This window comes from Allobosea sp. 05L423 (assembly GCF_056397745.1).
On sequence record NZ_JBFTOA010000003.1, the window covers coordinates 759,937 to 783,255 of the forward strand.

A 23,319-nucleotide genomic window follows, 5' to 3' on the forward strand; every position below is an offset into this window, starting at 1 on the left:
CCCGCCATTGTGAACGGATCGGTCATGATCGTTCGGCCCGGCAGCGCTATTGCGCAACAGCGTTAGCGGGCAGTTGCATGGATTGGCGATGAACGGACGTCACAAGGCCATCGCGGCCGCATTCAAGCTGATGGCGGCGACGCGGGCCGATCGTTGGAGCCGCGGCTTCACGCAAGGCGCCGGGATGATCCTGACCCTGCACCACGTGCGTCCGCAGATGGCGCGCGGCTTCGCGCCAAATGCCTTGCTGGAGATCACGCCCGAATTCCTCGACGAGGCTCTGAGCCTTATCAAGGCCGAGGGCTACGACATCGTTTCGCTCGACGAGGCCATCCTGCGACTGCGGCAGCCGAAGCGCGGGCGCTTCTTCGTGGCGTTGACCTTCGACGACGGCTACCGAGACAATGTCGAGCACGCCTGGCCGGTGCTGGCGAAGCATGGCGTGCCCTGGACGCTTTTCGTCACGCCGGGCTTCGCCGATCGTACGGCGCGGCTCTGGTGGCTGGAGCTGGAAGAGGCGATCCGTGCTTTGCCGCGCCTCGACATCGCCTTGTCTGACGGCCCCTTCGCCGCCCGCACCGAGACCGACGCCGAAAAGAACCGTGCCTTCGACAGGCTCTATTGGCGCCTGCGCAAGGGGCCGGAAGCCGTCCTGCTGTCGGCGATCTCCGAGCTGACGGCCCGGGCTGGCATCGACCCGGCTGCACTCGTCGAGCGCGAATGCCTGCCATGGGAGACGCTGCGCGCGCTCTCCGGCGCGCCGGGCGTTACCATCGGCGCTCATACCCTGACGCATCCGATGCTGGCCAAGCACGATGCCCAGACCGCGCGCCGCGAGATCGCTGAAAGCAAGGCGCGACTGGAGGCGGAGCTGGCGATACCGATCCGGCACTTCGCCTATCCGGTCGGAGATCCCGGCTCCGCCGGGCCGCGCGAATTCGCGCTGGCGCAGGACGCGGGGTTCGTCAGTGCGGTGACGACGCGGCCGGGGCATCTCTTCCCGGACCATGTAAGCCATTTTCACGCGCTGCCGCGCGTCTCGCTTAACGGGCTGCACCAGAACGAGACGGCGCTGCGGGCGCTGCTGGCGGGGTTGCCGTTCTGGCTGCGGAACCGCGGGAGCAGCCTCGATGTCGGTTGAGGCGAGGCCTCAAGCCTGGTCCTTGCGCTCCATCCACTTGATCAGCGGCAGCAGCGGCAGCACCCAGGCGAGGCCGAGCGCGATATAGGCGATCGTCTGCACGAGCTTCGGCGCCTCGGTGATCCGCCCCTGCGCCAGCGCCATCGCGACCAGCGCGTAGACGCAGACGAAGACAAGGATCAGCACCGTCCCGAGCAGCTTGCGGTTGCGTTGTTTCATCAGACTCTCCGCCGCGCGGACGCGGCTGCTGCGGCATTGCGGGCGTTGTCGCGCCGTCGCGAGGGGTCTATGTCACCGGCGAAGGCGCTTGTGAAGCGCCAGCCAGCTTCTGCGACCGAAAGCCCCGCACCCGTGACCATTGCGCTCAACCAGACTGCCGGCGATATCGCCAAGGCCGATCATGCCGGCATCCGCCGCTGGCTCTGGACGGTGGCGGGCCTCGTCTTCGTGATGGTCGTGGTCGGCGGCGCGACGCGGCTGACCGGTTCGGGCCTTTCCATCACCGAATGGAAGCCGATCACCGGGGCCTTGCCGCCGATCTCGGCACAGGCCTGGGCCGAGGAGTTCGCCAAGTACCAGGCGAGCCCGCAATACCAGATCCTCAACAACGGCATGAGCCTCGGCGAATTCCAGTTCATCTACTGGTGGGAATGGGGCCATCGTCAGCTCGGCCGCTTCATCGGGCTCGTCTATCTCGCCGGCTTCCTCGTCGTGGCGCTGCGCCGCCTGCTGCCGGCGCGCCAGATCGCGACGCTGTTCGGCATGGGGCTGCTGCTCGGCCTGCAGGGCACGATCGGCTGGATCATGGTGGCTTCCGGCCTGCAGCCCGGCATGGTCGCCGTCGCGCCGGTGAAGCTGACGCTGCACCTCACCTTCGCCGGGTTATTCTTCGCCTCGGTCGTCGCCTTCGCGACATGGCTGACGCCGCTGCGCCGGCCCGAAACCGTCGGCAGCCGCGCCATGGCCTGGCTGCTCCTTGCGCTGACCTTTGTCCAGATCGCGCTCGGCGGGCTCGTCGCCGGCTCGAAGGCGGGCTTCACCTTCAACACCTGGCCGCTGATGGACGGAGCGCTTGTGCCGTCCGGCTCGTTGCTCTTCGCCCAGACGCCGTTCTGGGAGAACTTCGTCGACAATGTCGCGCTGGTGCAGTTCAACCACCGCCTCGGCGCCTATGTGCTGTTCGCCTTCGCCCTCTGGCAGGCGGTTCGCCTGCGGCGGGTCGGCCCTCAATCGAGCGCGGCGAAGCGCGCGACGGCGATCGCCGGCCTGATGACGGCGCAGGCTGCGCTCGGCATCGTCACCTTGCTGCTGGTCGTGCCGCTCTGGGCCGGGCTGGCGCATCAGGCGCTCGCCTTCGCAGTGCTGGCGATGGCGGTGGTCCATGTCACCCGGACGGGGCGGGTGGCGGGAGCATGAGGCTCGTCATGCTCGGGCTCGCCCCGAGCATCTCTTGACGGTGAGCTCCCGATTGCCAACGCGGAAGGGCGCCCTTTCCGGCAGGAGATTCCCGGGTCGGCGCATGGCGCCGCCCGAGAATGACGCGGGACGTCACGCCAGCGCCTGATCGAGATCCGCGACCAGATCCTCGACATCCTCGAGGCCGATCGAGAGGCGGACGACCTGTGGGCCGGCGCCTGATGCCGCCTTCTGCTCGTCGGTGAGCTGGCGGTGGGTGGTCGAGGCCGGGTGGATCACCAGCGAGCGCGTATCGCCGATATTGGCGAGGTGCGAGAACAGCTTGAGGTTCGAGACCAGCTTCACGCCGGCGTCGTAGCCGCCCTTGAGCCCGAAGGTGAACACCGAGCCCGCGCCCTTCGGCACATAGCGCTTGGCGAGGTCATGGTACTTGTCGCCGGGCAGGCCGGGATAGCTGACCCATTCCACCGCCGGGTGCTTGGCAAGATGCTCGGCGACCTTCTGCGCGCTCTCGCAATGGCGCTGCATGCGCAAGGGCAGGGTCTCGATGCCGGTCAGCAGCATGAAGGCGTTGAAGGGCGAGAGCGCCGGGCCGAGATCGCGCAGGCCGAGCACGCGGGTCGCGATGGCGAAGGCGAAATTGCCGAAGGTCTCGCCCAGCACCATGCCGTTATATTCAGGCCGGGGCTTGGAGAGCATCGGGTAGCGGTCGTCGCCGACCCAATTGAACGAGCCGCCGTCGACGATCAGCCCGCCGATCGAGTTGCCGTGGCCGCCGAGGAACTTGGTGGCCGAATGCACGACGATGTCGGCGCCGTGCTCGAAGGGGCGCAGCAGATAGGGCGTCGCCATCGTGTTGTCGACGATGAGCGGGATATTGTGCTTCTTGGCGATTGCGCTGATCGCGGCGATGTCGACGACGACGCCGCCGGGATTGGCGATGGATTCGATGAAGATCGCCTTGGTCTTCGGCGTCACCGCCTTGGCGAAGCTCTCGATATCGTCGGAATCGGCCCAGATCACGTTCCAGCCGAAGTTCTTGTAGGAGTGGTTGAACTGGTTGATCGAGCCGCCATAGAGCTTGCGCGCCGCGACGAACTCGTCGCCCGGCTGCAGCAAAGCGTGGAAGCTCAGGAACTCGGCCGCATGGCCCGAGGCCACGGCGAGCGCCGCCGTACCGCCCTCCAGCGCCGCGACGCGCTCCTCCAGCACCGCATTCGTCGGGTTGCCGATACGAGTGTAGATGTTGCCGAAGGCCTGCAGGCCGAACAGCGAGGCGGCATGGTCGACATCGTCGAAGACGAAGGAGGTTGTCTGGTAGATCGGCGTGGCGCGGGCGCCCGTCGCCGCATCGGGAGCCGCTCCGGCATGGATGGCGAGTGTGCTGAAACCGGGTGCACGATCGGACATGGCGTTCTCCCTGACACTTTTGATGAAACCGTTCGTTCGATTTAACGAACGCTGCCGGCAGCGTCAATTCAGGGGCGCAGCGCCAGCTCCGGCCCGATATGCTCGGGCCTGAAACCCATGCCTACGAGCCGCGCCGGGATGCGGCGTAGCGGTGGGCACCACTGCAGGAGCTTGAGCAGGAGCGGCGGCTGCACCGGTCCGCTACCGGCGAGGATAGGCGTGATGACGCGGTTCTGGATCGCGACCTGAAGGCCTTGCGTCGCCTTCGTGGGGAAGGTCCGGCGCTCCTGCACGGCGGCAAGGTCGCTGTCTGAGACTCGTCTCTCCCGCAACGGGGCCGCCAACTGGTTGGCGGCGGCCACAGCATCCTGGATCGCCAGATTCACGCCGACGCCGCCTATCGGCGACATCGCATGGGCCGCATCGCCGATGCAGAGCACCCCCGGCTGCCACCAGCGCTCCAGCCGGTCGACGGCGACCGAGAGCAGTTTGAGATCGTCCCAGCTTGCGATCTCGCCGGCGCGATCGGCCAGGATCGGCAGCAGTTCGGCGAGGTTCGCCTTGAAGGCGTCGAGGCCGGCAGCCTGAAGCTTTTCCAGCGTGCCCTTTGGGATCACATAGGCGCATTGCCAGTAGTCGCCGCGGTTGAGCATCACCGCGAAGCGCCCGCGCGCGACCTGCCCGAAAGTCTGCGCCGCATCGCTCTCGCGCCGCGACAGGCGGAACCAGAGCACATCCATCGGCGCGCCGATCTCGTTGACGGTGAAGCCGCCCGCCCGCCGCAGGTCTGAATGGCGCCCGTCCGCCGCAACGACGAGATCGGCCGTGATCGTCGTCTCGCCGTCCTCCGTTTCCGCGGTGATTCCGGTCACGCGCCCACCCTCGCGGATGAGCCCGGTCGCCTTCGCCCGCATCAGCAGGTTGAAATGCGGCAGGTCCCTGCCTCGATCGGCGAGGAAATCCAGGAAATCCCATTGCGGCATGAAGGCGATATAGGGCGCCGCGACCGGCAGATGGCTGAAATCCGCTATCGGCACGTCCTCGTTGCCGAAGCGCGCGACGATGCGCCGTTCCTCGGTGTGCGGCAGCTTCAGGAAGTCGTCGAGCAGGCCGAGTTCCTGCATCAACTGCATCGTCGAGGGGTGAATGGTGTCGCCGCGGAAATCCCGCAGGAAGTCGGCGTGCTTTTCCAGCACCGTCACGTCGACGCCGGCCCGTGCCAGCAGGAAGCCCAGCATCATCCCGGCCGGTCCGCCGCCGACGATGCAGCAGGTCGTCGCGAGCTCGCGCATTGTCCTGCCTCTCCCTTGCGCGTCATTCTCGGGCTTGACCCGAGAAACTCGGATTTATGTCCCCGGCCGATTGATCGTCAGCTTCTGGAAGCCCTTGCCGGCCAGTACCGGCTTCTTGGCGGAAAGAATGCGCGAGTTGATGCCCTGCCAGCCGATCTCGCCCGACAGCCGGCCATACTCGATCTTCGGGCAGCGATTCATGATGACGGTGACGCCCTTCGCCTCGGCGCGGGCCGCGGCCTCGTCATTGCGCACCGAGAGCTGCATCCAGATCACCTTGGGCAGGGGATCGAGCGCCAATGCCTCGTCGGTGATCGGCCCGGCGGCTTGCGAGTTGCGGAAGATCTCGACCATGTCGATCGGGCCGGGGACGTCCTTGAGCGAGGCGTAGACCGTCCTGCCCAGGATGGTCTGCCCGGCGAGGCCGGGATTGACCGGAACGACATCGTAGCCGCGGTCGAGCAGGTATTTCGTCACGATCCAGCTTGGGCGCGCCTCATTCGCGGAGGCGCCGACCAGCGCGATCCGCTTCGTTTCGCGCAGGATGCGACGGATCGCAGCATCGTCGTAGGAATCGTGGCTCAATTGCGGGCACTCGCAGAAAAGTGAAGGGTATCAAAACGCTCCTGCGGCATGTCAAGGCACGCTCAACATAGGCCCGCCATGCTTTCGTGCTTTGCTGATGCGTCGGGGATGGCCCCCGACCTGTCAGTGAAAAGGAGGGCCTGCCATGTGCGACTATAGCCTGCACAATGTGATGTCCACTCCAGCCAAGGTCGGCGACGAGCTGGTTTCGACCCGCTTTCCGCAAGCGAGCACCCGCGGCTTCTGCGCTGTCGGCCGGGCGGACGTGGCCGTCTGCGTCATGCCCGGGACGGAGCTGGCCTTCGCGGCCGATATCGAGTGTGATCGCGGCATGGGGCTGCTGCCCAACCGGAGATATCGTGCCAGGGTCGCGCGTTTCCGCCAGGTCGATCTCGACAAGCCCTATGTCCATCACGATGCGCTCGAACTGCCGGACGGCCGCTTGGTGATGGTGACGAGCTTGGTGGAGGGCCAGCGCGCCACAGTCCTGCAACTGCCGGCGGAGCCGGCTCGTGAGGGCGAGGCCGCCACGCCTGCACCGGTCGTGGAACACCACTATCGGGAAATCGTCTGAATACACTGCAGGACAAGCCCGGCAGTCGATGTGCCGGGCCTGCTATGATTCCCAGATCGGCGCGCGCTTTTCCATGAACGCGCCGATCCCTTCCTCGGCGTCGCGCGCGAGCATGTTCTCGACCATGACCGCCGAAGCGTGGTCGTATGCGGCCTTCAGCCCCATCTCGCGCTGCTCGTAGAAGGCGCGCTTGCCGATCTTGACCGTCGCTGATGACTTCGCGGCGATGGTCGCGGCGAGACGACGGGCTTCCGCCAGGGCTCCGCCCGCCGGCACGGCGCGGTTGACGAGCCCCATCCGCAAGGCCTCGTCGGCTGGCACCATCTCGCCGAGCAGCAGCATCTCCATGGCGTGCTTGGCCGAGAGGTTGCGTGAGAGCGCGACCATCGGCGTCGAGCAGAACAGGCCGATATGGACGCCCGGCGTGCAAAAACGGGCGTCGCTGCCAGTGACAGCGAGGTCGCAGCTCGCGACGAGCTGGCACCCTGCGGCGGTGGCGGTGCCTTCGACGGCCGCGATGACCGGCTGGGGCAGGGCGGTGATCTGCTGCATCATCGCCGAGCAGCGCCCGAGGATATCTTCGAAATAGGCGCGGCCCCGATCCGCATCGGCGCGATGGGCGGTCATTTCCTTCAGATCATGCCCGGCGCTGAAGACGGGGCCTGCGGCGGCAAGGATGACGGCCCGCACCGAGCGGTCGGCGGCGATGGCGGTGAAGGCCTCGCTCAGCGCGGCCAGCATTGCTTCGCTCAGAGGATTGCGAGCCTGCGGGCGGTTCAGCGTCAGCGTCGCGATGCCCTCGGCATCCTCGCGCAGGAGGATGGCGGTGTCCGGTTGGTGATGCGCGTTCATGACGATCCTTCCCGGCACCGCCCGCGCCGCCATATTTGCGCGAGCCGCCTTCGCATTTTGCCCTATTGTCGGGGGCGGCCGACCATGCTGCAAGGGGAGAACTTCCGCCTTAGGCTTCGGTTTTTCGCATGACGATCCGCATGAGCGCCGCCGAGATCGAGAGCTATCTCGACGAGGTATTCCCGCAGCTCCACCATGGCGGCCGCACCTATTTCATCGAGGAGGTCGGGCCCATGACGGCCCGGATGCGCTGCGACTACCACGAGAAGCATCTGCGTCCGGGCGGGACCATTTCGGGGCCGACGATGATGGCGCTGGCCGACCTAGCGCTCTATGCGGCGATCCTCGCCCAGATCGGCCCGGTCGGCCTCGCGGTAACGACGAGCCTCAGCTTCAACTTCCTGCGCAAGCCCGGGCAGGCGGCCCTGATCGGCGAAGCGAAGCTCCTGAAACTCGGAAAGCGGCTCGCCGTCGGCGAAGTCCGCCTCTATTCGCAGGGTGAGACCGAGATGGTCTGCCATGCGACGGGGACCTATTCGATCCCGGCGGAGCGGTGAGTCGATGTCCGTTCTGCAAGCCTATCCCGTCATTGCGAGAAGCGAAGCGACGAAGCAATCCAGGAGGACTGGTTGGGACCGTTCGGCCCGGCTCTCCTGGATTGCTTCGCTGCGCTCGCAATGACGGGGGTGCGCAAATTAATGCGGTATCATGATACCGTTTTTCTCAGGCAATTGAAAAATCGGCGTTTTCTGCTTTTGAGTGTCGACGGTAACGCTTGACAGCCGGCTTCCTTGCCCCTATCCCGACGCCACACCGCCGCCGGGCTCTCCGGCGGCTTGTCCTTTTTTACGCAACCGAAGGGGTACCGCGATGAAGACCGTCTCGCTCAAGCCCGCCGATGTCGAAAAGAAGTGGGTTGTGATCGACGCCTCCGGGCTCGTCGTCGGCCGTCTCGCCTCCGTTGTGGCGATGCGTCTGCGCGGCAAGCACAAGGCCGCCTACACCCCCCACGTCGACTGCGGCGACAATGTCATCGTCATCAACGCCGAGAAGGTCTCCCTGACCGGCCGCAAGCGTGACCAGAAGGTGTACTACCACCACACTGGCTTCCCGGGCGGCATCAAGGAGCGTTCGGCCAAGTTCATCCTGGAAGGTCGCTTCCCGGAGCGTATCGTCGAGAAGGCTGTCGAGCGCATGCTGCCGCGCGGCCCGCTCTTCCGCCAGATCCTCGGCAACCTGCGCGTCTACAAGGGCGGGGAGCATCCGCACGCTGCCCAGTCGCCGGAGGCGCTCGACGTCGCCGCGCTCAACAGCAAGAACAAGAGGGTCTGACCGTGGCCGAAGTTCTTCAGTCTCTCGCCCAGCTCGGCGAAGTCGCCAAGCCTGAGCAGCCCGCTGCTCCCGTCCACGTCAAGAAGGTCGATGCGCAGGGCCGCGCCTACGCCACCGGCAAGCGCAAGAACGCGATCGCCCGCGTCTGGATCAAGCCCGGCTCGGGCAAGGTCACCGTAAACGGCCGCGATCAGGAGATCTACTTCGCTCGCCCGGTGCTGCGCCTCGTGCTCAAGCAGCCGCTGCAGCTCGTCGACCGTGTGACCCAGTACGACGTCGTCGTCTCGGTCAAGGGGGGCGGCCTCTCCGGCCAGGCCGGCGCGGTGCGCCATGGCATCTCCAAGGCGCTGACCTTCTACGAGCCGGAGCTTCGCGGCCCGCTCAAGAAGGAAGGCTTCCTGACCCGCGACTCGCGTGTCGTCGAGCGTAAGAAGTTCGGTAAGGCCAAGGCCCGCCGCAGCTTCCAGTTCTCGAAGCGCTGATTACACTCTTCAAAAGAGTTTCAAAATCAGAGGGTTGGCAGAAATGCCAACCCTCTTTTTTATTGACATGGGCTCGGAAACGCCCCTGACGGGGCCGGGATTCCAGCCTCGGTTTTTGACATCTCCACATTGAAACGATCGCGCCGCACGGTCCATCTCCGGTGCGATGGACCAAGCTTGTCGATGACTGGAATTCGGGCGGGGCACGTCAATGCGCCCGAGGGATTGCGGGAAATATAAGATGGCAGAATCTTTGGAAACGCCGGTACCGGCTCTGATTGGCTTTCACAGGCGCTCCAGTTTTCGCAAATTGACCGAGAAGACCGGCAACTGGGTTCGACAGAGTGGAAACTTGAAGTCAGTTACGGAATGTAATAGGTTGAAACTACGATAATTGGTTATAGGCCGATTATATCGACGTATAAATCAAGTTAAGCCGTGTAGTTGTTTTAAAAAGAGAGATTTTTATGAATTTTTAACGGGGCGCCAACTGCATGTCGAACAATCGGAGCAGTTACCAAAGGACGTCTGTGGCCGCATCGGCCTTCTTTTTAATAGCGATACTGACCGGAGGTGCAGTCTTTGCTGTTCCCTGGCTCGTCGCGATCCTGTTCTTCGTGTTTTGTTTGGCGGCCGCAGCCCTCGCTGGTCTCGTCGTGTTGGGCGGACTCATTGGTCTGTCCCGTGACGCGATGGAACTGCGCGGCCAACCCTACTACTCCAAGCGTCCGCGCGAATGCGCCGCCGGTGCTTTCGTTCACCTACGACGGAAGCTGCTAAGCCTGCTTCCCGGATCGCCGGCTCGATTGCGGCTCCGGCCGGGCGAGTGGGTCAAGATCCGGCCCTTCGCGGAAATCGCGACGACACTCGATGACGAAGGTCGGTTGGACGGCCTGCCGTTCATGCCCGAGATGTCGCGCCACTGCGGTAAACGTCTCCGCGTCTTTCGGCGTGTCGAGAAGATCCACTATTATTACGGCCCTACGGCACCTCATCTGCGGCGTTTGCAGGACGCGGTGCTGCTGGATGAATTGCGGTGTGATGGCGCAGGACACGGTGGCTGCCAGGCCGGTTGTCAACTCATCTGGAAAGAGGCTTGGCTCGCCCCGAGCGACAGCGCCGAGGTGGATTTGCCCGCGCTGGAAGCGGCCGACGCGTCGAGGCTGAACACATACACGAGGGTCAGATCGGCCGATGGCGAGGAGCGGTACGCTTGTCAAATGACCGAGCTGCCGACGGCGACAGCACGATTGAGTTGGCGTGACCCGAGGCACTACTGGCGTGAATTGCGTTCGGGCAATGTCCGGCTCGGTCCGTTCATCGTGGCCGTCGCACTCGCGCTGTTCAACACCGTGCAGCGCAAACTCCGCGGTGCGGAGGCGCCCTACCGCGAGCCGACAGACCGCAAGACCAGTCCAAAGGAAGTGCTCGATCTCCAGCCGGGAGAAATCGTGCGCGTGAAGACGCGATTGGAGATCGAACAAACGTTGAATTACCTGTCGAAAAATCGTGGGTTGTGGTTCGATCGCGAAATGCATCGGTTTTGCGGCGGGGAGTTTCGCGTCGCGTCGGTTGTGCGAACCATTGTCGACGAGGCCAGCGGAAAAATGTTGTCGATGGGCAGTGCTTGCATTGTCCTGGCAGGTGTGGCCGCGACCGGAGAATATCTCGGGCTATGCCCCCAGAATGAACTGATCTTCTGGCACGAGATCTGGCTCGAACGCGTCACATCACGTCCTTGACCGTCTCGACCGGTGGGAGCGCTCAGGCGGTTCGTGTCGAAGGCCGTGCGACGAGCGCGTGATTGACCTTCGCGCGCGACGCTATTCGTAAATGTAAGATTCTATTTTTCGAAGCGCTGATCGTTTCCGGATCATCCGATATGCGGAAGGGCGGCTTCGCAAGAGTCGCCCTTTTCGTATTCTCTGGCGCCTCTTCGACCGATCAGCAGGAGCCCGCCATGACCCGCCCCGTCCTTCTCGTCACCGGTGGCAGCCGCGGCATCGGCGCGGCGACCTGCATCATGGCGTCGGGGCGCGGCTACGATGTCGCGGTGAACTACCAGAGCAACGACAAGGCCGCGGCCGAGGTCGTCGAAGCCTGCCAGGCCGCCGGCGCGAAAGCTGTCGCGTTGCGGGGCGACATGGCGAGCGCAACCGACATCATCCGCATCTTCGCGGAAGCCAAGGCAGCGCTCGGCCCGCTCACCCATGTCGTCAACAATGCCGGCATCACCGGCAAGTCGAGCTCGTTGGCCGAGGCTGATACCGCCGTGATCCGGGAGTGCATCGACGTCAACGTGACCGGTGCGATTCTGGTCGCGCGCGAGGCGGCCCGGGCGCTTCTCGCCAACGAAGCGGCGCCGGCACGGGCGATCGTCAACATATCCTCCGTCGCGGCGGAATTGGGCTCTCCCGGCGAATATGTCTGGTACGCCGCCTCGAAGGGGGCCGTCGATTCCCTCACCATCGGCCTCGCCAAGGAACTGGCGGGCCATGGCATCCGCGTGAATGCGGTGGCGCCCGGCATCACCGAGACGGAAATCCACGCGCTTTCGACGGGGGAGGCCGGCCGTGTCGCGCGCATCGCGCCGCTGATCCCGCTGAAGCGCGCAGCGACTGCCGACGAGATCGCCGAGGCGGTGCTGTTTCTTCTGTCGGAAGCATCGAGCTACACGACGGGCGTGATCCTGAAGGTCTCCGGCGGCCGCTGATGTCGCCGCGCGGGCTTCCGCCGGAGGCTGTAGCTCGGCGGCTTCAAAGCGCGCAGGCCTCGTGATCGGGCCTCGGAGCGAGCGGGTCGGATGACCCGCTCGCGACGCAACGCAACGCCACACTCAACAACTCGTTGCGGGGCAAGGATGGCCCCGAGCAACTCGAGATCGTCAGTCGCAGACCTCGACCTGCTTCATCACGCCATCGATGGGAGCCTGCGTGAATCGGCAGGGATTGGCCTTCAGGGGCGGCGAGTAGTAGGCGTCCGTCGCCTGGTCGTGGTACTTCGGATATTCCTGCGGCTCCTGCTGGGTTTGCGGAGCGAGCTTGTTCTCGGCCGGCTGATGCGCCTTGGCGGCTACGGTGGTGACCAGGCCCCCGGTACCCATCAGCGCCGGATTTGGTGCTGCCGGATGGGCTGAGGCGGCCGATTGCACGGCGATGCCTCCAAGGGCGAGGGTCAGGGCGAACGCCGTTGCGGCCAGTGTTGTCTTCATAAGCTGCCTCCGAAACCACTGCATTGATAGGCAAGGGTTATTCGTTCCCGCAGGCTTGCAGGAACACCGAAGGATGCTTCCCGGAAAGAGACGCTCCTGCGGCTTGATCCGTGGCATTTTGGAGGCGGCGATCACAATCATGTGCTTCCTTATTATGCGGAGGCTTACGAATTGCGCTCGGGCGTGAAGGAGAGAGCTGCCTCTCGCGCGCTGTTCGCCCCTGATGTAGCAAGAGCCCATGCGCGTCATTCTCACTCTCATCGCCTTCGGCATGATTGCGGTGCCGGCTTTGCTGATGCTGGCGCGCGAGGATATGCCGCGTGCGCGGCGCATCGGCCGGGCGCTGGCCATCTTCCTCGCTCCGGCGGTGGCGCTCGGCTTCATCCATGGCGTGCCGGAGCTGGACGGCCGCGCGCTCAACAATCCCAACGCCTGGACGATGTTCCGGCTCGTGCTGACGGCGCTCGCGCTGATCCTGCCCTGGTGCCTGTTTGTCTGGTTCACCGCGCGCCGCTGATTCGAAGGACGATCATGACCGAAGCCAGCGACAAGCCGCCTATCGATCACGCCTTCACTGGCGGCAGGCGCGACGGCGCTGCGGATCCGACCTATGCCGGCGCGCTGTCCTTCATGCGCCGGCCTTACGGCAAGGACGTCGCGGGCTGCGATCTCGTGATCTGGGGCGTACCCTTCGACCTCGCCGTCACCAATCGGCCGGGCGCGCGTTTCGGGCCTCAGGCGATCCGGCGCGCCAGCGCGATCTTCGACGGCGATCCGCAATACCCGTCCGGCATCGACCCCTTTGCACGACTTTCGGCCGTCGACTATGGCGACTGCGCCTTGCCGCGCGGCGATCTGCCGGGCTGTGCCGCGGCGATCGAAACGGAGGCTGCTGGCATCCTCGCCACTGGCGCCCATCTCGTCACGCTGGGCGGGGACCATTTCATCACCCTGCCGCTGCTGCGCGCCCATGTCGCCCGCCATGGCAAGCTGGCACTGATCCAGTTCGATGCCCATCAGGATACCTGGGACGACGGTCCCGGCGGGATCGGTCATGGCAGCTTCGTGCTGGAAGCGGTCCGGGAAGGGCTGATCGATGTCGAGCGCTCGATCCAGATCGGCATCCGCACGGTCGCACCGCGCGACTGCGGCATCGCCAGGATTGACGCCTATGATGCGCATGCGCTCGGCGTCGCCGGGACGGCGGAGCGCATCCGGGAGCGGGTGGGGCAGGGGGCGGCCTACCTCACCTTCGACATCGATGCGCTCGACCCGGCCTTCGCGCCCGGCACGGGCACGCCGGTCTCGGGCGGGCTCAGCGCGGATCAGGCCCTGCGCATGCTCTGGGCGTTCCGCGAGCTCGACATCCGCGGCATGGATGTCGTCGAGGTCTCGCCGCCCTACGACCATGCCGACATCACCGCGATCGCCGCCGCGACCATCGCACAGCACCATATCCAGTCGCTGGCGCTGAAGAACGCGGGTTGAATCAGTTTGCGAAGCCGCGGATTTGAAGTCGGAGCCAGCGCCTGCAAGCCGTTGCAGCGACTCGGAAAAGACGAGCGCCGCCGTCGACCACCGGAACCGCCGCGAACATGGCGCGGTGCGGTTATGCTTCAGGCTGCGCCGTGTCGTTATTGACAGGGCGCTGTGGCTCCCTCATATCGAGCCCATGGTCAGCAACCTTTCCCGACGTCGCTCGTTTCCGGCCGCTCCGGCGCGCCCGCGATGACGCTCGGCCTGTGACCGAACGCCCGCGACCGCGCCGTGAAGCGCGGTTTTTTTATGCCTGAAGCCCATCCATTGACGCGCGTGTCCAGCGATCGGGGGTCCTGATGAGCCAGAACCTGAAAACCATCTTCATTGACGGCGAAGCCGGCACCACGGGTCTCGGTATCCGCGAGAGGCTGGCGGCCGTGCCGGAGGTTGCGGTCAAGAGCATCGACCCGGGCAAGCGCAAAGACCCGGCTGCCCGCAAGGACATGATGGCGAGCGTCGATCTCGTCGTGCTCTGCCTGCCGGACGAAGCTGCCAGGGAATCGGTTGCGCTTGCCGACCAGCTCGGCACGGACGCGCCCAAGATCGTCGATGCCGCGACCGCCCATCGCGTTGCGCCAGGCTGGGTCTACGGCTTTGCCGAGCTCGAGCCGGGCCATGCCGAGAAGATCGCCAAGGCCGATCGCGTCGCCAATCCGGGCTGCTACCCGACAGGCGCCATCGCGCTGCTGCGCCCCCTCGTCGATGCCGGGCTGATGGCGCATGACTATCCCGTCACGGTCAACGCCGTCTCCGGCTATTCCGGCGGCGGCAAGTCGATGATCGAGGAGTTCGAGACCGGTGTCGCGCCGGCCTTCGAGCTCTACGGGCTCGGCCTGCGCCACAAGCACCTGCCCGAGTTGCAGGCCTATTCGCGGCTGACCCGGCGGCCGATCTTCGTGCCCTCCGTCGGCAATTTCCGGCAGGGCATGCTGGTTTCGGTTCCGCTGCATCTCGATACGCTGCCGGGGCGGCCGAGCGTCGGCGATCTCCACCATACGCTGGCCGAGCGCTATGCCGGCTCGACCTATGTCAGCGTGCACTCCCAGGACGGCATGGGCGGCAAGATCGAGCCGGAAGCGCTGAACGACACCAACAAGCTCGAGCTGCGCGTCTTCGGGCAGGACGATCTCGGCCAGGCCGTGCTCGTCGCTCGCCTGGACAATCTCGGCAAGGGTGCCTCGGGCGCGGCTGTCCAGAACATCCGCCTGATGCTCGGCCTGCCGGAAGGCTGAGCGCGCGCAGAGGGCTCCCGACCGCCGATTACGTCTAAAGGCTAAGCTGGCCTCCACCAATTGGGGGAGGCCAGCTTGCTGCGGCAAGGTTACCCTCCTGGGCAGAGGGAAATCGTGGCGGGCAGTGAGTTCGAAAACACGCTGATCGACGGCATTTATGAAGCCGCGATCGTGCCTGAGGGCTGGTCTCGCGTCCTGCGGGATACGGCCAGACTCGCCGGCTGCAAGGAAGCGTTGCTCGGCACGGTACTTGATGACGACGCACGCCTGATCGCATCCTCTCCCGAGTTTGGCGAGGCTTACGAGGAAGTGCTGCGGCGCATCCCGTTCGGCATCAACGAGCGGGCGCAACGTCTGCTCGTCCATGGCCGGCATGGCTTCATCACGGACAAGGACGTTTTCAGCCCGGACGAGATCGCGAGCGCGCCGCTCTATCAGGACATCCTGATTCCGGCCGGCTATGGTTCCGCTGTCGCGACCGCCATCGCGGCGCCGTCAGGCGACATGACGATCGTTCATTGCGAGCGGTCCTTGACCGAAGGCTATGTCGACGCCAGGGGCATCTCCGCCTTGGACAGCCTGCGGTCGCATTTCGCGCGCGCTGGTTTGCTTGGGCGTCGGCTGGCGATGGAGCGGGCGCGAGCCGCCTCGCAGGCCCTCGAAGTGATGGGGCTTCCCGCCGCCGTCCTTGGGTTGCGGGGGCAGGTGATCGATGCCAACGCTCTGTTTCAGGATCTGATGCCCGGTGTCTTCCAGGATCGCGCGGCACGCCTTGCCGTGGCGCATGCTCCCGCGGACGATCTGCTGGCTGCCGCCATTGCGGCTCTGTCGCGGCCTGATCTGCCCCAACCGGTGCGGTCTCTGCCGATACCGGCACGCCGTGGCGGGGCGCCGATGGTGCTGCATCTCTCGCCGGTACGCGGGCAGGCCCGTGACGTGTTTTCCTTCGCCAGCGCCATCGTGGTCGCGACGCCGGTAACGGCGGGGGCCGGGCCTGAGGCCGGGCTGATCGGCGGGCTCTTCGATCTGACGCCGGCGGAAGCGCGTCTGGCGGCTGCGATCGCGGGCGGGCACACGCCCCGCGAAGCGGCGCAGCGCCTCGGCGTGACCGAGGCGACGGCCCGCACGACGCTGAAGCGCATTCTGGCAAAAACGGGCTCACGCCGGCAGGCGGACCTCGTCGGACTGCTCAAGACGGCCGCGCCGCCGCGTTGAGTGCGGGACCCCCCATTTGGGGGATGTAAGCCCGTCGAAAGCGGGTGAGAGTGGCGAGGCAAAGACGGCGTGGCCGTCAGCGAACGTAACTTTGCGCCGTCAAGGCCGGGTCAAGCGGCTCTGGCGGCGTTTTTTATGCGCGCTGGCCACCGGTTGCGCCGCGCATCCATCGGATGGCTTGCGGCGTTTCCATCGATCAAACAGAAAGACGCCGGCGATGGCCGGCGTCTCATGCTGTCGCTGAGCGGGCGCCTGGCGCGTCCCGCGCGAGAACTCAGCCCTTGTAGGCGACGAAGTTCTGCTTCTGCTCGCCGAGGCCTTCGATGCCGAGCGTCACCACTTCGCCGCCCTTCAGGAAGCGCGGCGGCTTGAAGCCGAGGCCGACGCCGGGGGGCGTACCGGTGGTGATCACGTCGCCTGGATCGAGGCGCATGAACTGGCTGATATAGTGGACGAGATAGGCGGCGCCGAAGATCATCGTCTTGGTCGAGCCGTTCTGGACGCGCTCGCCATCGACCTCGAGCCACATGCCGAGGTCCTGGATGTCCTTGATCTCGTCGGCGGTCACCAGCCAGGGGCCGAGCGGCCCGAAGGTCGGGCAGCCCTTGCCCTTGGCCCATTGGCCGCCGCGCTCCTGTTGGAATTCGCGCTCGGAGACGTCGTTGCAGACGCAGAAACCGGCGATCGCGGCCATCGCATCCTTCTCTTCGATGTAGGAGCCGCCGTCGCCGATCACGATCGCGAGCTCGACTTCCCAATCCGTCTTCTTCGAGCCCTTCGGGATGATGACGTCGTCATTGGGGCCGACGATGCAGTTCGGCGCCTTGTTGAACAGGATCGGCTCTTTGGGGATCGCCGCGCCCGTCTCGGCGGCATGGTCGGCGAAATTCAGGCCGACGGCGATGAAGTTGCGCACATCGCCGACGCAGGCGCCGATGCGCGGCGCGCCCGACACCAGCGGCAGCGATTCAGGCGAGACCGCCTTGATCTTGGCGAGCGAGGCCGAGGTCAGCGCCTTGCCGGCAACATCGGGGATGACGCCGGACAGGTCGCGCAGCTTGCCCTGGGCATCGAGAAGGGCCGGTTTTTCCTGGCCGAGCGCGCCGTAGCGGAGCAGTTTCAAGGTGTTTCCCCCGTTTCAAACGATCTAAATGGGTTTTTGACTCTGAACGGATGTGACGGCGAAACACAAGTCCGTCTCTGTGCATGGCCCGCCCGCGGCAGCAGGGTGCCCAAGATGTTGCCCGATTGCAACGGCGCGCTCCAAAGCGACTTTCTCAACGATGAGTGCGCGGCAGGCCGGGGGGATGCTGCCGGCGCAAAATCGGCAATAGTTCTGATATAAACCATCCTTTTCTGAACGATCGAGCGAGCGATGTCGCGAAATCGGTCGCTTTTGGCCATTTTTGGCCTCTCGCAACCGCGAATAAGGAAATCCAGAGGCCGTTTTTGGGCGATGCCGGCGGGATTGCGGCAGGAAACCGCTCGCGGCATGCTTCGAATCAAGCGAGGGCGCGTAACCTCGAAGAACCTTAGCCGGGATGGATTCGATGAAGGGCCTCGTTCGTACTGCCGCAGCCGCCACGGTTTCACTTGCTGCTCTCCTTGCTGCTGGCGCTGCTTCGGCGAGCTCCTTTGCGATCCGCAGCGGACAGAGTGCCGAAGGCCTCGGCATGGCGTTTGCCGGCGCGGCGTCCGGCGGCATCGGCATGGGCGCGATGGCCTGGAACCCGGCGACCATCACCATGTTCCCGGGTCGCACCAGCAACTGGAACTTCACCTACCTCAACGCCAATGCCAGCTACGATCCGACTTCGGTCACACGCCTCGGCTCGCCATTCGGGCCGGCCAGCCCGATCCAGAACGGGACGGGCAATATCGGCGGTGACGGCGGCTTCATCCCGGCCTCCTATTCGGCCTGGCAGCTCACGGATCGCCTCTGGATCGGTATGCACACCGGCGCGCCCTATGGCCTGCGTTCGAAGGCCGAGGATCAGGTGAATGCCGCTCAGATCTATGGCCGTTCCGCCAAGGTCACGACCATCAACGTCTCGCCGACCATCGGTTACCAGGTCAATGATTGGCTCTCCGTCGGTGCCGCTTTGCAGGTCCAGTACCTCAATACGAGCCTCAAGCAGGCAGCCGGCATCGGCCCGACGGCACCGCCGGTCATCATCGAAGGCGACACGATCGATTTCGGCTACCGCTTCGGCTTCACGCTGACGCCGTTCCAGGGCACCAACATCGGCTTGGCCTATCGCTCGGAAGTGCGCCAGACGCTGGAAGGCACGCTGCGCACCCCACTTGCGGTCATCCCGGTCAGGGCCAATCTCAACCTGCCGGATTCGGTGGTGTTCGGCGTCTCGCAGGTCATCAACGACCAGTGGCAGGTGCATGCTGGCGTCGAATGGACGAACTGGAGCCGCTTCCGCAACATCCCGGTCGTCAGCAAGGCCGGCATCCCGGCGACGAGCCTGAACTTCCAGTATGACGATGCCTGGTTCTTCTCGCTCGGCGCGGAATACAAGTACAGCAACGCGCTGACCCTGCGCGCTGGCGTCGGCTATGAGCTCTCGGCCGTCAACGACCGCAACCGCACGATCTTCATCTCCGACAACGACCGGCTCTGGCTCTCCGCCGGCGCGAGCTACCAGCTGACCGACAAGATCAAGCTCGACCTCGGCTACACCTATATCGACGTGAAGAAGGCCAAGGTGAACTACGACGGCGCGCATCCGCAGCAGGGCGCCGTGTTCTACACCGCCGAAGCGAAGCCCTATGTTCACGTCGCCTCGGTCGGCATCACCTATCGCTGGGACGACCCGACTCAGACCGTCCCGGTCCATCCGGTGGTTCGCAAGTACTGACTTCAGCGCAGAACGTGCTCGAAAAGCCGGCCCTCGGGCCGGCTTTTCTGTTTCCGATGCTGGCAAGGTCGTTGGCGGCGATCCGCCCCGAAGGGTTCAGGCCGATATTTCAGCGGCAGGCGCGGATCGGCCGCTCGTTCATCTGCTCGCGAGCGCGCCAATCCACCTGCTTATTCCGGGGCTCCGATGCCTGGCCCTCTCGATGACTTCGACGAGGCGGCGCGGGCTTGCGCAGCGTATCGGCCCATCCGCCGATGATGGCACGCCTCGGACCGTCTCAGACCCGGACCTTGACATAGGTGCCGGGCGCATCCGCGAGCGCCGGCAGCTTGCCGCCCCCCGGTTCGCGCGCCGCCACCTTCTTCGGTGCCTGCGCTTCGAGCCAGGCGAACCAATGCGGCCACCACGAGCCCGGGTGTTCCTCGGCCTTCGCCTGCCAGTCGGCATAGCTTCCCTTGGCCGGGCCGCCCGTCCAGTACTGGTACTTCGCCTTGCTCGGCGGGTTGACGACGCCTGCGATATGGCCGGAGCCCGCGACGACGTGCTCCACCGGGCCGCCGAAACATTGCGAGCCGTTGAAGACGGATTGCGCCGGGGCGATGTGATCCTCCCGCGTGGCGAGATTGTAGACCGGCATCGTCACACGCCGCAGATTCAGCTTCTTCCCGTCGATCGTCATCTCGCCCTTGGCGAGCTTGTTGTCGAGATAGCAGTTGCGCAGATAGAAGGAATGGTTCGCCGCCGGCATCCGGGTCGAATCCGAGTTCCAGTAGAGCAGGTCGAAGGCAGCGGGCGTCTTGCCCTTCAGGTAATTGTTGACCGCGTAGGACCAGATCAGGTCGTTGGGCCGCAGCATGTTGAAGGCGCCCGACATGCGCGAGCCATCGAGATAGCCGGTCTTGGCCATCTGCTCTTCAATCGCGTGGATCTGTTCTTCGTCCACGAAGACCGAAAGCTCGCCCGGCTGCGAGAAGTCGACCTGCGTGGTGAAGAAGGTGGCGCTCTCGATCCGCTTGTCGCCGATGGCGGCCATATAGGCGAGCGTCATGCCAAGTAGCGTGCCGCCGACACAGTAGCCGATGGCCGAAACGCGCTTCTCGCCCGTTGCGCGTTCGATCGTATCGAGGGCGGCGAAGATGCCCTCATGCATATAGCTTTCGAAATCCTTGGTGGCATGCCGGGCGTCGGGGTTGACCCAGGAGATGCAGAACACCGTCAGCCCCTGCTCGACACACCAGCGGATGAAGCTCTTTTCCGGGTTGAGGTCGAGGATATAGAACTTGTTGATCCAGGGCGGCACGATCAGCAGCGGTCGCTTCAGTACCTGCGGCGTCGACGGCGTGTACTGGATCAGTTCCATGACGTCGTCGCGGAAAATCACCTTGCCGGGCGTCATCGCAATGTTGACGCCGACCTCGAAGGCTTTGGCGTCGGACTGGCGAATCTTGAGCTCGCCGCCGCCGGCTTCGACGTCCTCCGCGAGCATCTTCATGCCGCGCACCAGATTCTCGCCGTTCTGACGCAGCGTCTCGCGCAGCAGTTCGGGATTGGTCGCGACGAAATTGGTCGGCGAGAGCGCTCCGGCGATTTGCTTGATGTAGAAACGCGCCTTGTTGCGCGTATGCGGGTCGAGGTCGTCGGCCTTTTCGACCATGGTCTCGGCCCAGCGCGAGCCGATGAGATAGGCCTGCTTGATGAAGTCGAAGGTCGGGAGGTTCGTCCAGTCCGGATCCTTGAAGCGATTGTCGCGCTTGTCGGGCTCGGCGACCGGGGCGACCTCCTCGCCGCTGGCGCGCTTCAGCGCCGCGCTCCACAGATTCATGAAGTCGCGGGTCAACGAAGCCTGCGCCTCGATGATCTTTGCGGGGTCGTTGACCCACTGCTCGGCGACACGGCCGAGCGTCTTGACCATGTCGCTCGCCTCGTCGGCCTGGCCGGTCTTGGTCTGGCCGCGTTCCAGAGGCTTCAGATAGGCGGCGGTGACCTTGCCGTATTCCTCTACGAGCCGTCCCATGTTCTGCGCGAACTGGTCGAAGTCAGGAACCGGAGACTCGGCGGAACCTTTGTGGTCCTTTGCTCGGTCGTCGACATGGCGGTTCATGAGTCGTCTTCCCCCTTGTCGTCATAGGATAGCGCATGGCTTCCCACTTTGGTCCTATTAAGGACGCAACCGCTGTGCTTTACCAAGCACATTCGACAAACTTGCTGGAAGAACCCATGCCGATCGAGATGCCTGCGAGGAAGCCGCTTCGGATCGCGGTGGTGATGGCCGCTGCTGGCATCGCCCTGGCGGGCTGCGCCGGGGATGAGGGCGTCAAGGGCGTGGCGGAAGCGGCCGGCATGGCGACGACGCCGCAGGAGGCAAAGAGCTTCGTCCGCGAGACGCGCCCTGCGGATGCGCAATACATCCCCGTTGGCAGCACGATCGGGGTCGATCAGCTTTGCCCGGGGCCGAATCCACCGGCTCCTTATGTGCCGACGGGGCAGGCGGCCCGCTTTGCGGCGCCGAAGCCGGCCCGCGGCCCCAATGACCCGTGCAAGAAGCGCTCGGACTTCCAGAAGATCGAGTCTCAGCTCGAGGCCAAGCGCCAGGCCAATGAAAGCGCCGGCACTCAGGCGAAGTCGCTGGGCGAGACGCCCGCTCCTCAGCCTGCGAAGATTCCTCAGAACTGATTTTCGGCCTCGGCGAAGAGAGGGGGTGTTCGGCGCTCGTGTCGCCATTTCGTCGCAGCAGCAAAATATTGCGTTTTTTGTTCTGTGCGGACGAAAGATGCGGTGCTAAGCACCTCCTGCGCAAAGAAGTGACACGCGCCCGAAAAGACACTGCCGGCGCCGCCGGCCGAGGACCTGTTCGAAATGACCGATTTTCACCGTATCAAGCGCCTGCCGCCCTACGTTTTCGAACAGGTCAACAAGATCAAGGCAGCCGAGCGCGCCAAGGGCGTCGACATCATCGATCTCGGTATGGGCAATCCCGACCTGCCGGCGCCGAAGCATGTGATCGAGAAGTTGGTCGAGACGGCCGGCAAGCCGCGCACAGACCGCTATTCCGCCTCGAAGGGCATTGTCGGCCTCCGCCGCGCCCAGGCGAATTATTACGAGCGCCGCTTCGGCGTGAAGCTCAACCCCGAGACGCAGGTCGTCGCGACGCTGGGCTCCAAGGAGGGTTTCGCCAACATGGCGCAGGCCATCACCGGCCCGGGCGATGTCGTGCTCGTGCCGAATCCGAGCTATCCGATCCACGCCTTCGGCTTCCTGATGGCGGGCGGCGTGATTCGCTCGGTTCCCGCCGAGCCGACCCCGGCGATGTTCCCGGCGCTGGAGCGGGCGATGGCGCATTCGGTGCCGAAGCCCATCGCGCTCGTCACCTGCTATCCCGCGAACCCCACGGCCTATGTCGCGACGCTCGACTTCTACCGTGACCTCGTCGCCTTCGCGAAGAAGCACGACATCATCCTGCTGTCGGACCTCGCCTATGCCGAGGTCTATTTCGACGACAACAACCCGCCGCCCTCGATGCTGCAGGTGCCGGGCGCGATCGACGTCGCGGTCGAATTCACCTCGATGTCGAAGACCTTTTCCATGGCCGGCTGGCGCATGGGCTTCGCCGTCGGCAACGAGCGCCTGCTCGCCGCGCTCGCGCGGGTGAAGTCCTATCTCGACTACGGCGCCTATACGCCGATCCAGGTCGCGGCCGCGGCTGCGCTTAACGGGCCCGACGACTGCATTCGCGAGATGCGCGACATCTACCGCAAGCGCCGTGACGCTCTGGTCGAGAGCTTCGGCAAGGCGGGCTGGGAGTTTCCGGCGCCGGAAGCCTCGATGTTCGCCTGGGTCGCGATCCCCGAAAAGTTCCGCCATCTGGGCTCGCTGGAGTTCTCCAAGCTCCTGATCGAGAAGGCCGAGGTCGCGGTCGCACCCGGCATCGGCTTCGGCGAGCATGGCGATGACTATGTCCGCATCGCCATCGTCGAGAACGAACAGCGCATCCGCCAGGCGGCGCGCAATATCGGCCGCTTCCTGAAGGGCGCCGACGCCACGCTGCACAACGTCATCCAGATGCCGAAGGCGGGGTAGGGCGGATCTCCGGAGGGTGTGGTGCTGCGGCCTCTGGACACGGGGGCGCAAAACATGGGAACCGATGCGGTGCGGACAGCCTGCTCCGCACCGC

At 65.0% G+C, this 23,319-nt stretch carries 23 protein-coding genes; 15 read left to right on the forward strand and 8 right to left on the reverse strand.

Annotation, left to right across the window (positions count from 1 at the left end; translation table 11 throughout):
* Positions 1–88: 88 nt before the first annotated feature.
* Entirely contained in the window at positions 89–1,141 is a 1,053-nt protein-coding gene (locus AC1DNE_RS11845) for a polysaccharide deacetylase family protein (protein WP_476841059.1), read from the forward strand.
* Between the two features lie 9 nt (positions 1,142–1,150).
* Here the strand turns inward: AC1DNE_RS11845 and AC1DNE_RS11850 are convergent, their stop codons facing one another.
* A complete protein-coding gene (locus AC1DNE_RS11850) occupies positions 1,151–1,360 on the reverse strand; it encodes a DUF2842 domain-containing protein (protein ID WP_441471984.1) in 210 nt (69 codons plus the stop codon).
* Between the two features lie 69 nt (positions 1,361–1,429).
* On the opposite strand from AC1DNE_RS11850, the gene AC1DNE_RS11855 reads away from it, so the two are divergent.
* Positions 1,430–2,557 carry a COX15/CtaA family protein gene (locus AC1DNE_RS11855; RefSeq protein ID WP_476766781.1) on the forward strand — a complete coding sequence of 376 codons (1,128 nt, stop codon included), beginning with the start codon at positions 1,430–1,432 and terminating at the stop codon, positions 2,555–2,557.
* Between the two features lie 132 nt (positions 2,558–2,689).
* On the opposite strand, the gene AC1DNE_RS11860 is transcribed toward AC1DNE_RS11855, so the two are convergent.
* The 3 genes from AC1DNE_RS11860 to AC1DNE_RS11870 form a co-directional block, all read right to left on the reverse strand.
* Positions 2,690–3,967, reverse strand: coding sequence for an O-acetylhomoserine aminocarboxypropyltransferase (locus AC1DNE_RS11860; RefSeq protein ID WP_441471986.1), 1,278 nt, complete (start codon positions 3,965–3,967; stop codon positions 2,690–2,692).
* A gap of 68 nt (positions 3,968–4,035) precedes the next feature.
* Complete coding sequence (locus AC1DNE_RS11865) at positions 4,036–5,259, reverse strand: FAD-dependent oxidoreductase (RefSeq protein WP_441471987.1); 1,224 nt, start codon at positions 5,257–5,259, stop codon at positions 4,036–4,038.
* A gap of 54 nt (positions 5,260–5,313) precedes the next feature.
* Complete coding sequence (locus AC1DNE_RS11870; RefSeq protein ID WP_441471988.1) at positions 5,314–5,844, reverse strand: CoA-binding protein; 531 nt, start codon at positions 5,842–5,844, stop codon at positions 5,314–5,316.
* A gap of 145 nt (positions 5,845–5,989) precedes the next feature.
* On the opposite strand from AC1DNE_RS11870, the gene AC1DNE_RS11875 reads away from it, so the two are divergent.
* Entirely contained in the window at positions 5,990–6,418 is a 429-nt protein-coding gene (locus AC1DNE_RS11875; RefSeq protein ID WP_441471989.1) for a hypothetical protein, read from the forward strand.
* Between the two features lie 42 nt (positions 6,419–6,460).
* On the opposite strand, the gene AC1DNE_RS11880 is transcribed toward AC1DNE_RS11875, so the two are convergent.
* Positions 6,461–7,270 carry an enoyl-CoA hydratase gene (locus AC1DNE_RS11880; protein ID WP_441471990.1) on the reverse strand — a complete coding sequence of 270 codons (810 nt, stop codon included), beginning with the start codon at positions 7,268–7,270 and terminating at the stop codon, positions 6,461–6,463.
* A gap of 128 nt (positions 7,271–7,398) precedes the next feature.
* Between AC1DNE_RS11880 and AC1DNE_RS11885 the strand changes: the two genes are divergently transcribed.
* From AC1DNE_RS11885 to AC1DNE_RS11905, 5 genes are all read left to right on the forward strand, one after another.
* Complete coding sequence (locus tag AC1DNE_RS11885; protein ID WP_441471991.1) at positions 7,399–7,827, forward strand: PaaI family thioesterase; 429 nt, start codon at positions 7,399–7,401, stop codon at positions 7,825–7,827.
* A 313-nt stretch (positions 7,828–8,140) separates the two neighbouring features.
* On the forward strand, positions 8,141–8,602 hold the full coding sequence (gene rplM / locus AC1DNE_RS11890) for a 50S ribosomal protein L13 (RefSeq protein ID WP_199090932.1): 462 nt from the start codon (positions 8,141–8,143) through the stop codon (positions 8,600–8,602).
* 2 nt (positions 8,603–8,604) lie between these two features.
* Entirely contained in the window at positions 8,605–9,084 is a 480-nt protein-coding gene (rpsI, locus tag AC1DNE_RS11895; protein WP_441471992.1) for a 30S ribosomal protein S9, read from the forward strand.
* Between the two features lie 530 nt (positions 9,085–9,614).
* Positions 9,615–10,826, forward strand: coding sequence for a hypothetical protein (locus tag AC1DNE_RS11900; protein ID WP_476766784.1), 1,212 nt, complete (start codon positions 9,615–9,617; stop codon positions 10,824–10,826).
* 218 nt (positions 10,827–11,044) lie between these two features.
* The gene (locus AC1DNE_RS11905; RefSeq protein ID WP_441471994.1) at positions 11,045–11,797 is read left to right on the forward strand and encodes an SDR family oxidoreductase; all 753 of its coding nucleotides are present in this window, start codon (positions 11,045–11,047) and stop codon (positions 11,795–11,797) included.
* A 171-nt stretch (positions 11,798–11,968) separates the two neighbouring features.
* Here AC1DNE_RS11905 and AC1DNE_RS11910 read toward each other — a convergent pair whose 3' ends face one another.
* Complete coding sequence (locus AC1DNE_RS11910) at positions 11,969–12,295, reverse strand: hypothetical protein (RefSeq protein ID WP_441471995.1); 327 nt, start codon at positions 12,293–12,295, stop codon at positions 11,969–11,971.
* A 238-nt stretch (positions 12,296–12,533) separates the two neighbouring features.
* Here AC1DNE_RS11910 and AC1DNE_RS11915 point away from each other — a divergent pair, with 238 nt between their 5' ends.
* The 4 genes from AC1DNE_RS11915 (at position 12,534) to AC1DNE_RS11930 (ending at position 16,281) form a co-directional block, all read left to right on the forward strand.
* Positions 12,534–12,812 carry a hypothetical protein gene (locus tag AC1DNE_RS11915; RefSeq protein ID WP_441471996.1) on the forward strand — a complete coding sequence of 93 codons (279 nt, stop codon included), beginning with the start codon at positions 12,534–12,536 and terminating at the stop codon, positions 12,810–12,812.
* A 14-nt stretch (positions 12,813–12,826) separates the two neighbouring features.
* The gene (speB, locus tag AC1DNE_RS11920; RefSeq protein ID WP_441471997.1) at positions 12,827–13,783 is read left to right on the forward strand and encodes an agmatinase; all 957 of its coding nucleotides are present in this window, start codon (positions 12,827–12,829) and stop codon (positions 13,781–13,783) included.
* 347 nt (positions 13,784–14,130) lie between these two features.
* Complete coding sequence (gene argC / locus AC1DNE_RS11925) at positions 14,131–15,066, forward strand: N-acetyl-gamma-glutamyl-phosphate reductase (RefSeq protein WP_441471998.1); 936 nt, start codon at positions 14,131–14,133, stop codon at positions 15,064–15,066.
* 114 nt (positions 15,067–15,180) lie between these two features.
* Positions 15,181–16,281 (forward strand): helix-turn-helix transcriptional regulator, encoded by a 1,101-nt coding sequence (locus AC1DNE_RS11930; protein ID WP_441471999.1) that lies wholly within the window; start codon positions 15,181–15,183, stop codon positions 16,279–16,281.
* 274 nt (positions 16,282–16,555) lie between these two features.
* On the opposite strand, the gene AC1DNE_RS11935 is transcribed toward AC1DNE_RS11930, so the two are convergent.
* Positions 16,556–17,404 carry a fumarylacetoacetate hydrolase family protein gene (locus tag AC1DNE_RS11935; protein ID WP_476766785.1) on the reverse strand — a complete coding sequence of 283 codons (849 nt, stop codon included), beginning with the start codon at positions 17,402–17,404 and terminating at the stop codon, positions 16,556–16,558.
* 427 nt (positions 17,405–17,831) lie between these two features.
* Here AC1DNE_RS11935 and AC1DNE_RS11940 point away from each other — a divergent pair, with 427 nt between their 5' ends.
* Positions 17,832–19,148, forward strand: coding sequence for an OmpP1/FadL family transporter (locus AC1DNE_RS11940; RefSeq protein ID WP_441472001.1), 1,317 nt, complete (start codon positions 17,832–17,834; stop codon positions 19,146–19,148).
* Between the two features lie 277 nt (positions 19,149–19,425).
* Here AC1DNE_RS11940 and AC1DNE_RS11945 read toward each other — a convergent pair whose 3' ends face one another.
* Entirely contained in the window at positions 19,426–21,249 is a 1,824-nt protein-coding gene (locus tag AC1DNE_RS11945; RefSeq protein WP_441472002.1) for a PHA/PHB synthase family protein, read from the reverse strand.
* Between the two features lie 116 nt (positions 21,250–21,365).
* On the opposite strand from AC1DNE_RS11945, the gene AC1DNE_RS11950 reads away from it, so the two are divergent.
* Together AC1DNE_RS11950 and AC1DNE_RS11955 are read left to right on the forward strand one after the other, a co-directional pair.
* Complete coding sequence (locus AC1DNE_RS11950) at positions 21,366–21,821, forward strand: hypothetical protein (RefSeq protein WP_441472003.1); 456 nt, start codon at positions 21,366–21,368, stop codon at positions 21,819–21,821.
* A gap of 183 nt (positions 21,822–22,004) precedes the next feature.
* Complete coding sequence (locus AC1DNE_RS11955; RefSeq protein ID WP_476766787.1) at positions 22,005–23,225, forward strand: LL-diaminopimelate aminotransferase; 1,221 nt, start codon at positions 22,005–22,007, stop codon at positions 23,223–23,225.
* The last annotated feature ends 94 nt before the right edge of the window (positions 23,226–23,319 follow it).

Bases quoted from the DNA above. Each gene is read 5' to 3' on its own strand.
- AC1DNE_RS11845 (WP_476841059.1), top strand. From the start codon at position 89: ATGAACGGACGTCACAAGGCCATCGCGGCCGCATTCAAGCTGATGGCG.
- AC1DNE_RS11850 (WP_441471984.1), bottom strand. From the start codon at position 1,360: ATGAAACAACGCAACCGCAAGCTGCTCGGGACGGTGCTGATCCTTGTC.
- AC1DNE_RS11855 (WP_476766781.1), top strand. From the start codon at position 1,430: ATGTCACCGGCGAAGGCGCTTGTGAAGCGCCAGCCAGCTTCTGCGACC.
- AC1DNE_RS11860 (WP_441471986.1), bottom strand. From the start codon at position 3,967: ATGTCCGATCGTGCACCCGGTTTCAGCACACTCGCCATCCATGCCGGA.
- AC1DNE_RS11865 (WP_441471987.1), bottom strand. From the start codon at position 5,259: ATGCGCGAGCTCGCGACGACCTGCTGCATCGTCGGCGGCGGACCGGCC.
- AC1DNE_RS11875 (WP_441471989.1), top strand. From the start codon at position 5,990: ATGTGCGACTATAGCCTGCACAATGTGATGTCCACTCCAGCCAAGGTC.
- AC1DNE_RS11880 (WP_441471990.1), bottom strand. From the start codon at position 7,270: ATGAACGCGCATCACCAACCGGACACCGCCATCCTCCTGCGCGAGGAT.
- AC1DNE_RS11885 (WP_441471991.1), top strand. From the start codon at position 7,399: ATGACGATCCGCATGAGCGCCGCCGAGATCGAGAGCTATCTCGACGAG.
- rplM (WP_199090932.1), top strand. From the start codon at position 8,141: ATGAAGACCGTCTCGCTCAAGCCCGCCGATGTCGAAAAGAAGTGGGTT.
- AC1DNE_RS11905 (WP_441471994.1), top strand. From the start codon at position 11,045: ATGACCCGCCCCGTCCTTCTCGTCACCGGTGGCAGCCGCGGCATCGGC.
- AC1DNE_RS11910 (WP_441471995.1), bottom strand. From the start codon at position 12,295: ATGAAGACAACACTGGCCGCAACGGCGTTCGCCCTGACCCTCGCCCTT.
- AC1DNE_RS11915 (WP_441471996.1), top strand. From the start codon at position 12,534: ATGCGCGTCATTCTCACTCTCATCGCCTTCGGCATGATTGCGGTGCCG.
- speB (WP_441471997.1), top strand. From the start codon at position 12,827: ATGACCGAAGCCAGCGACAAGCCGCCTATCGATCACGCCTTCACTGGC.
- argC (WP_441471998.1), top strand. From the start codon at position 14,131: ATGAGCCAGAACCTGAAAACCATCTTCATTGACGGCGAAGCCGGCACC.
- AC1DNE_RS11940 (WP_441472001.1), top strand. From the start codon at position 17,832: ATGAAGGGCCTCGTTCGTACTGCCGCAGCCGCCACGGTTTCACTTGCT.
- AC1DNE_RS11945 (WP_441472002.1), bottom strand. From the start codon at position 21,249: ATGAACCGCCATGTCGACGACCGAGCAAAGGACCACAAAGGTTCCGCC.
- AC1DNE_RS11950 (WP_441472003.1), top strand. From the start codon at position 21,366: ATGCCGATCGAGATGCCTGCGAGGAAGCCGCTTCGGATCGCGGTGGTG.
- AC1DNE_RS11955 (WP_476766787.1), top strand. From the start codon at position 22,005: ATGACCGATTTTCACCGTATCAAGCGCCTGCCGCCCTACGTTTTCGAA.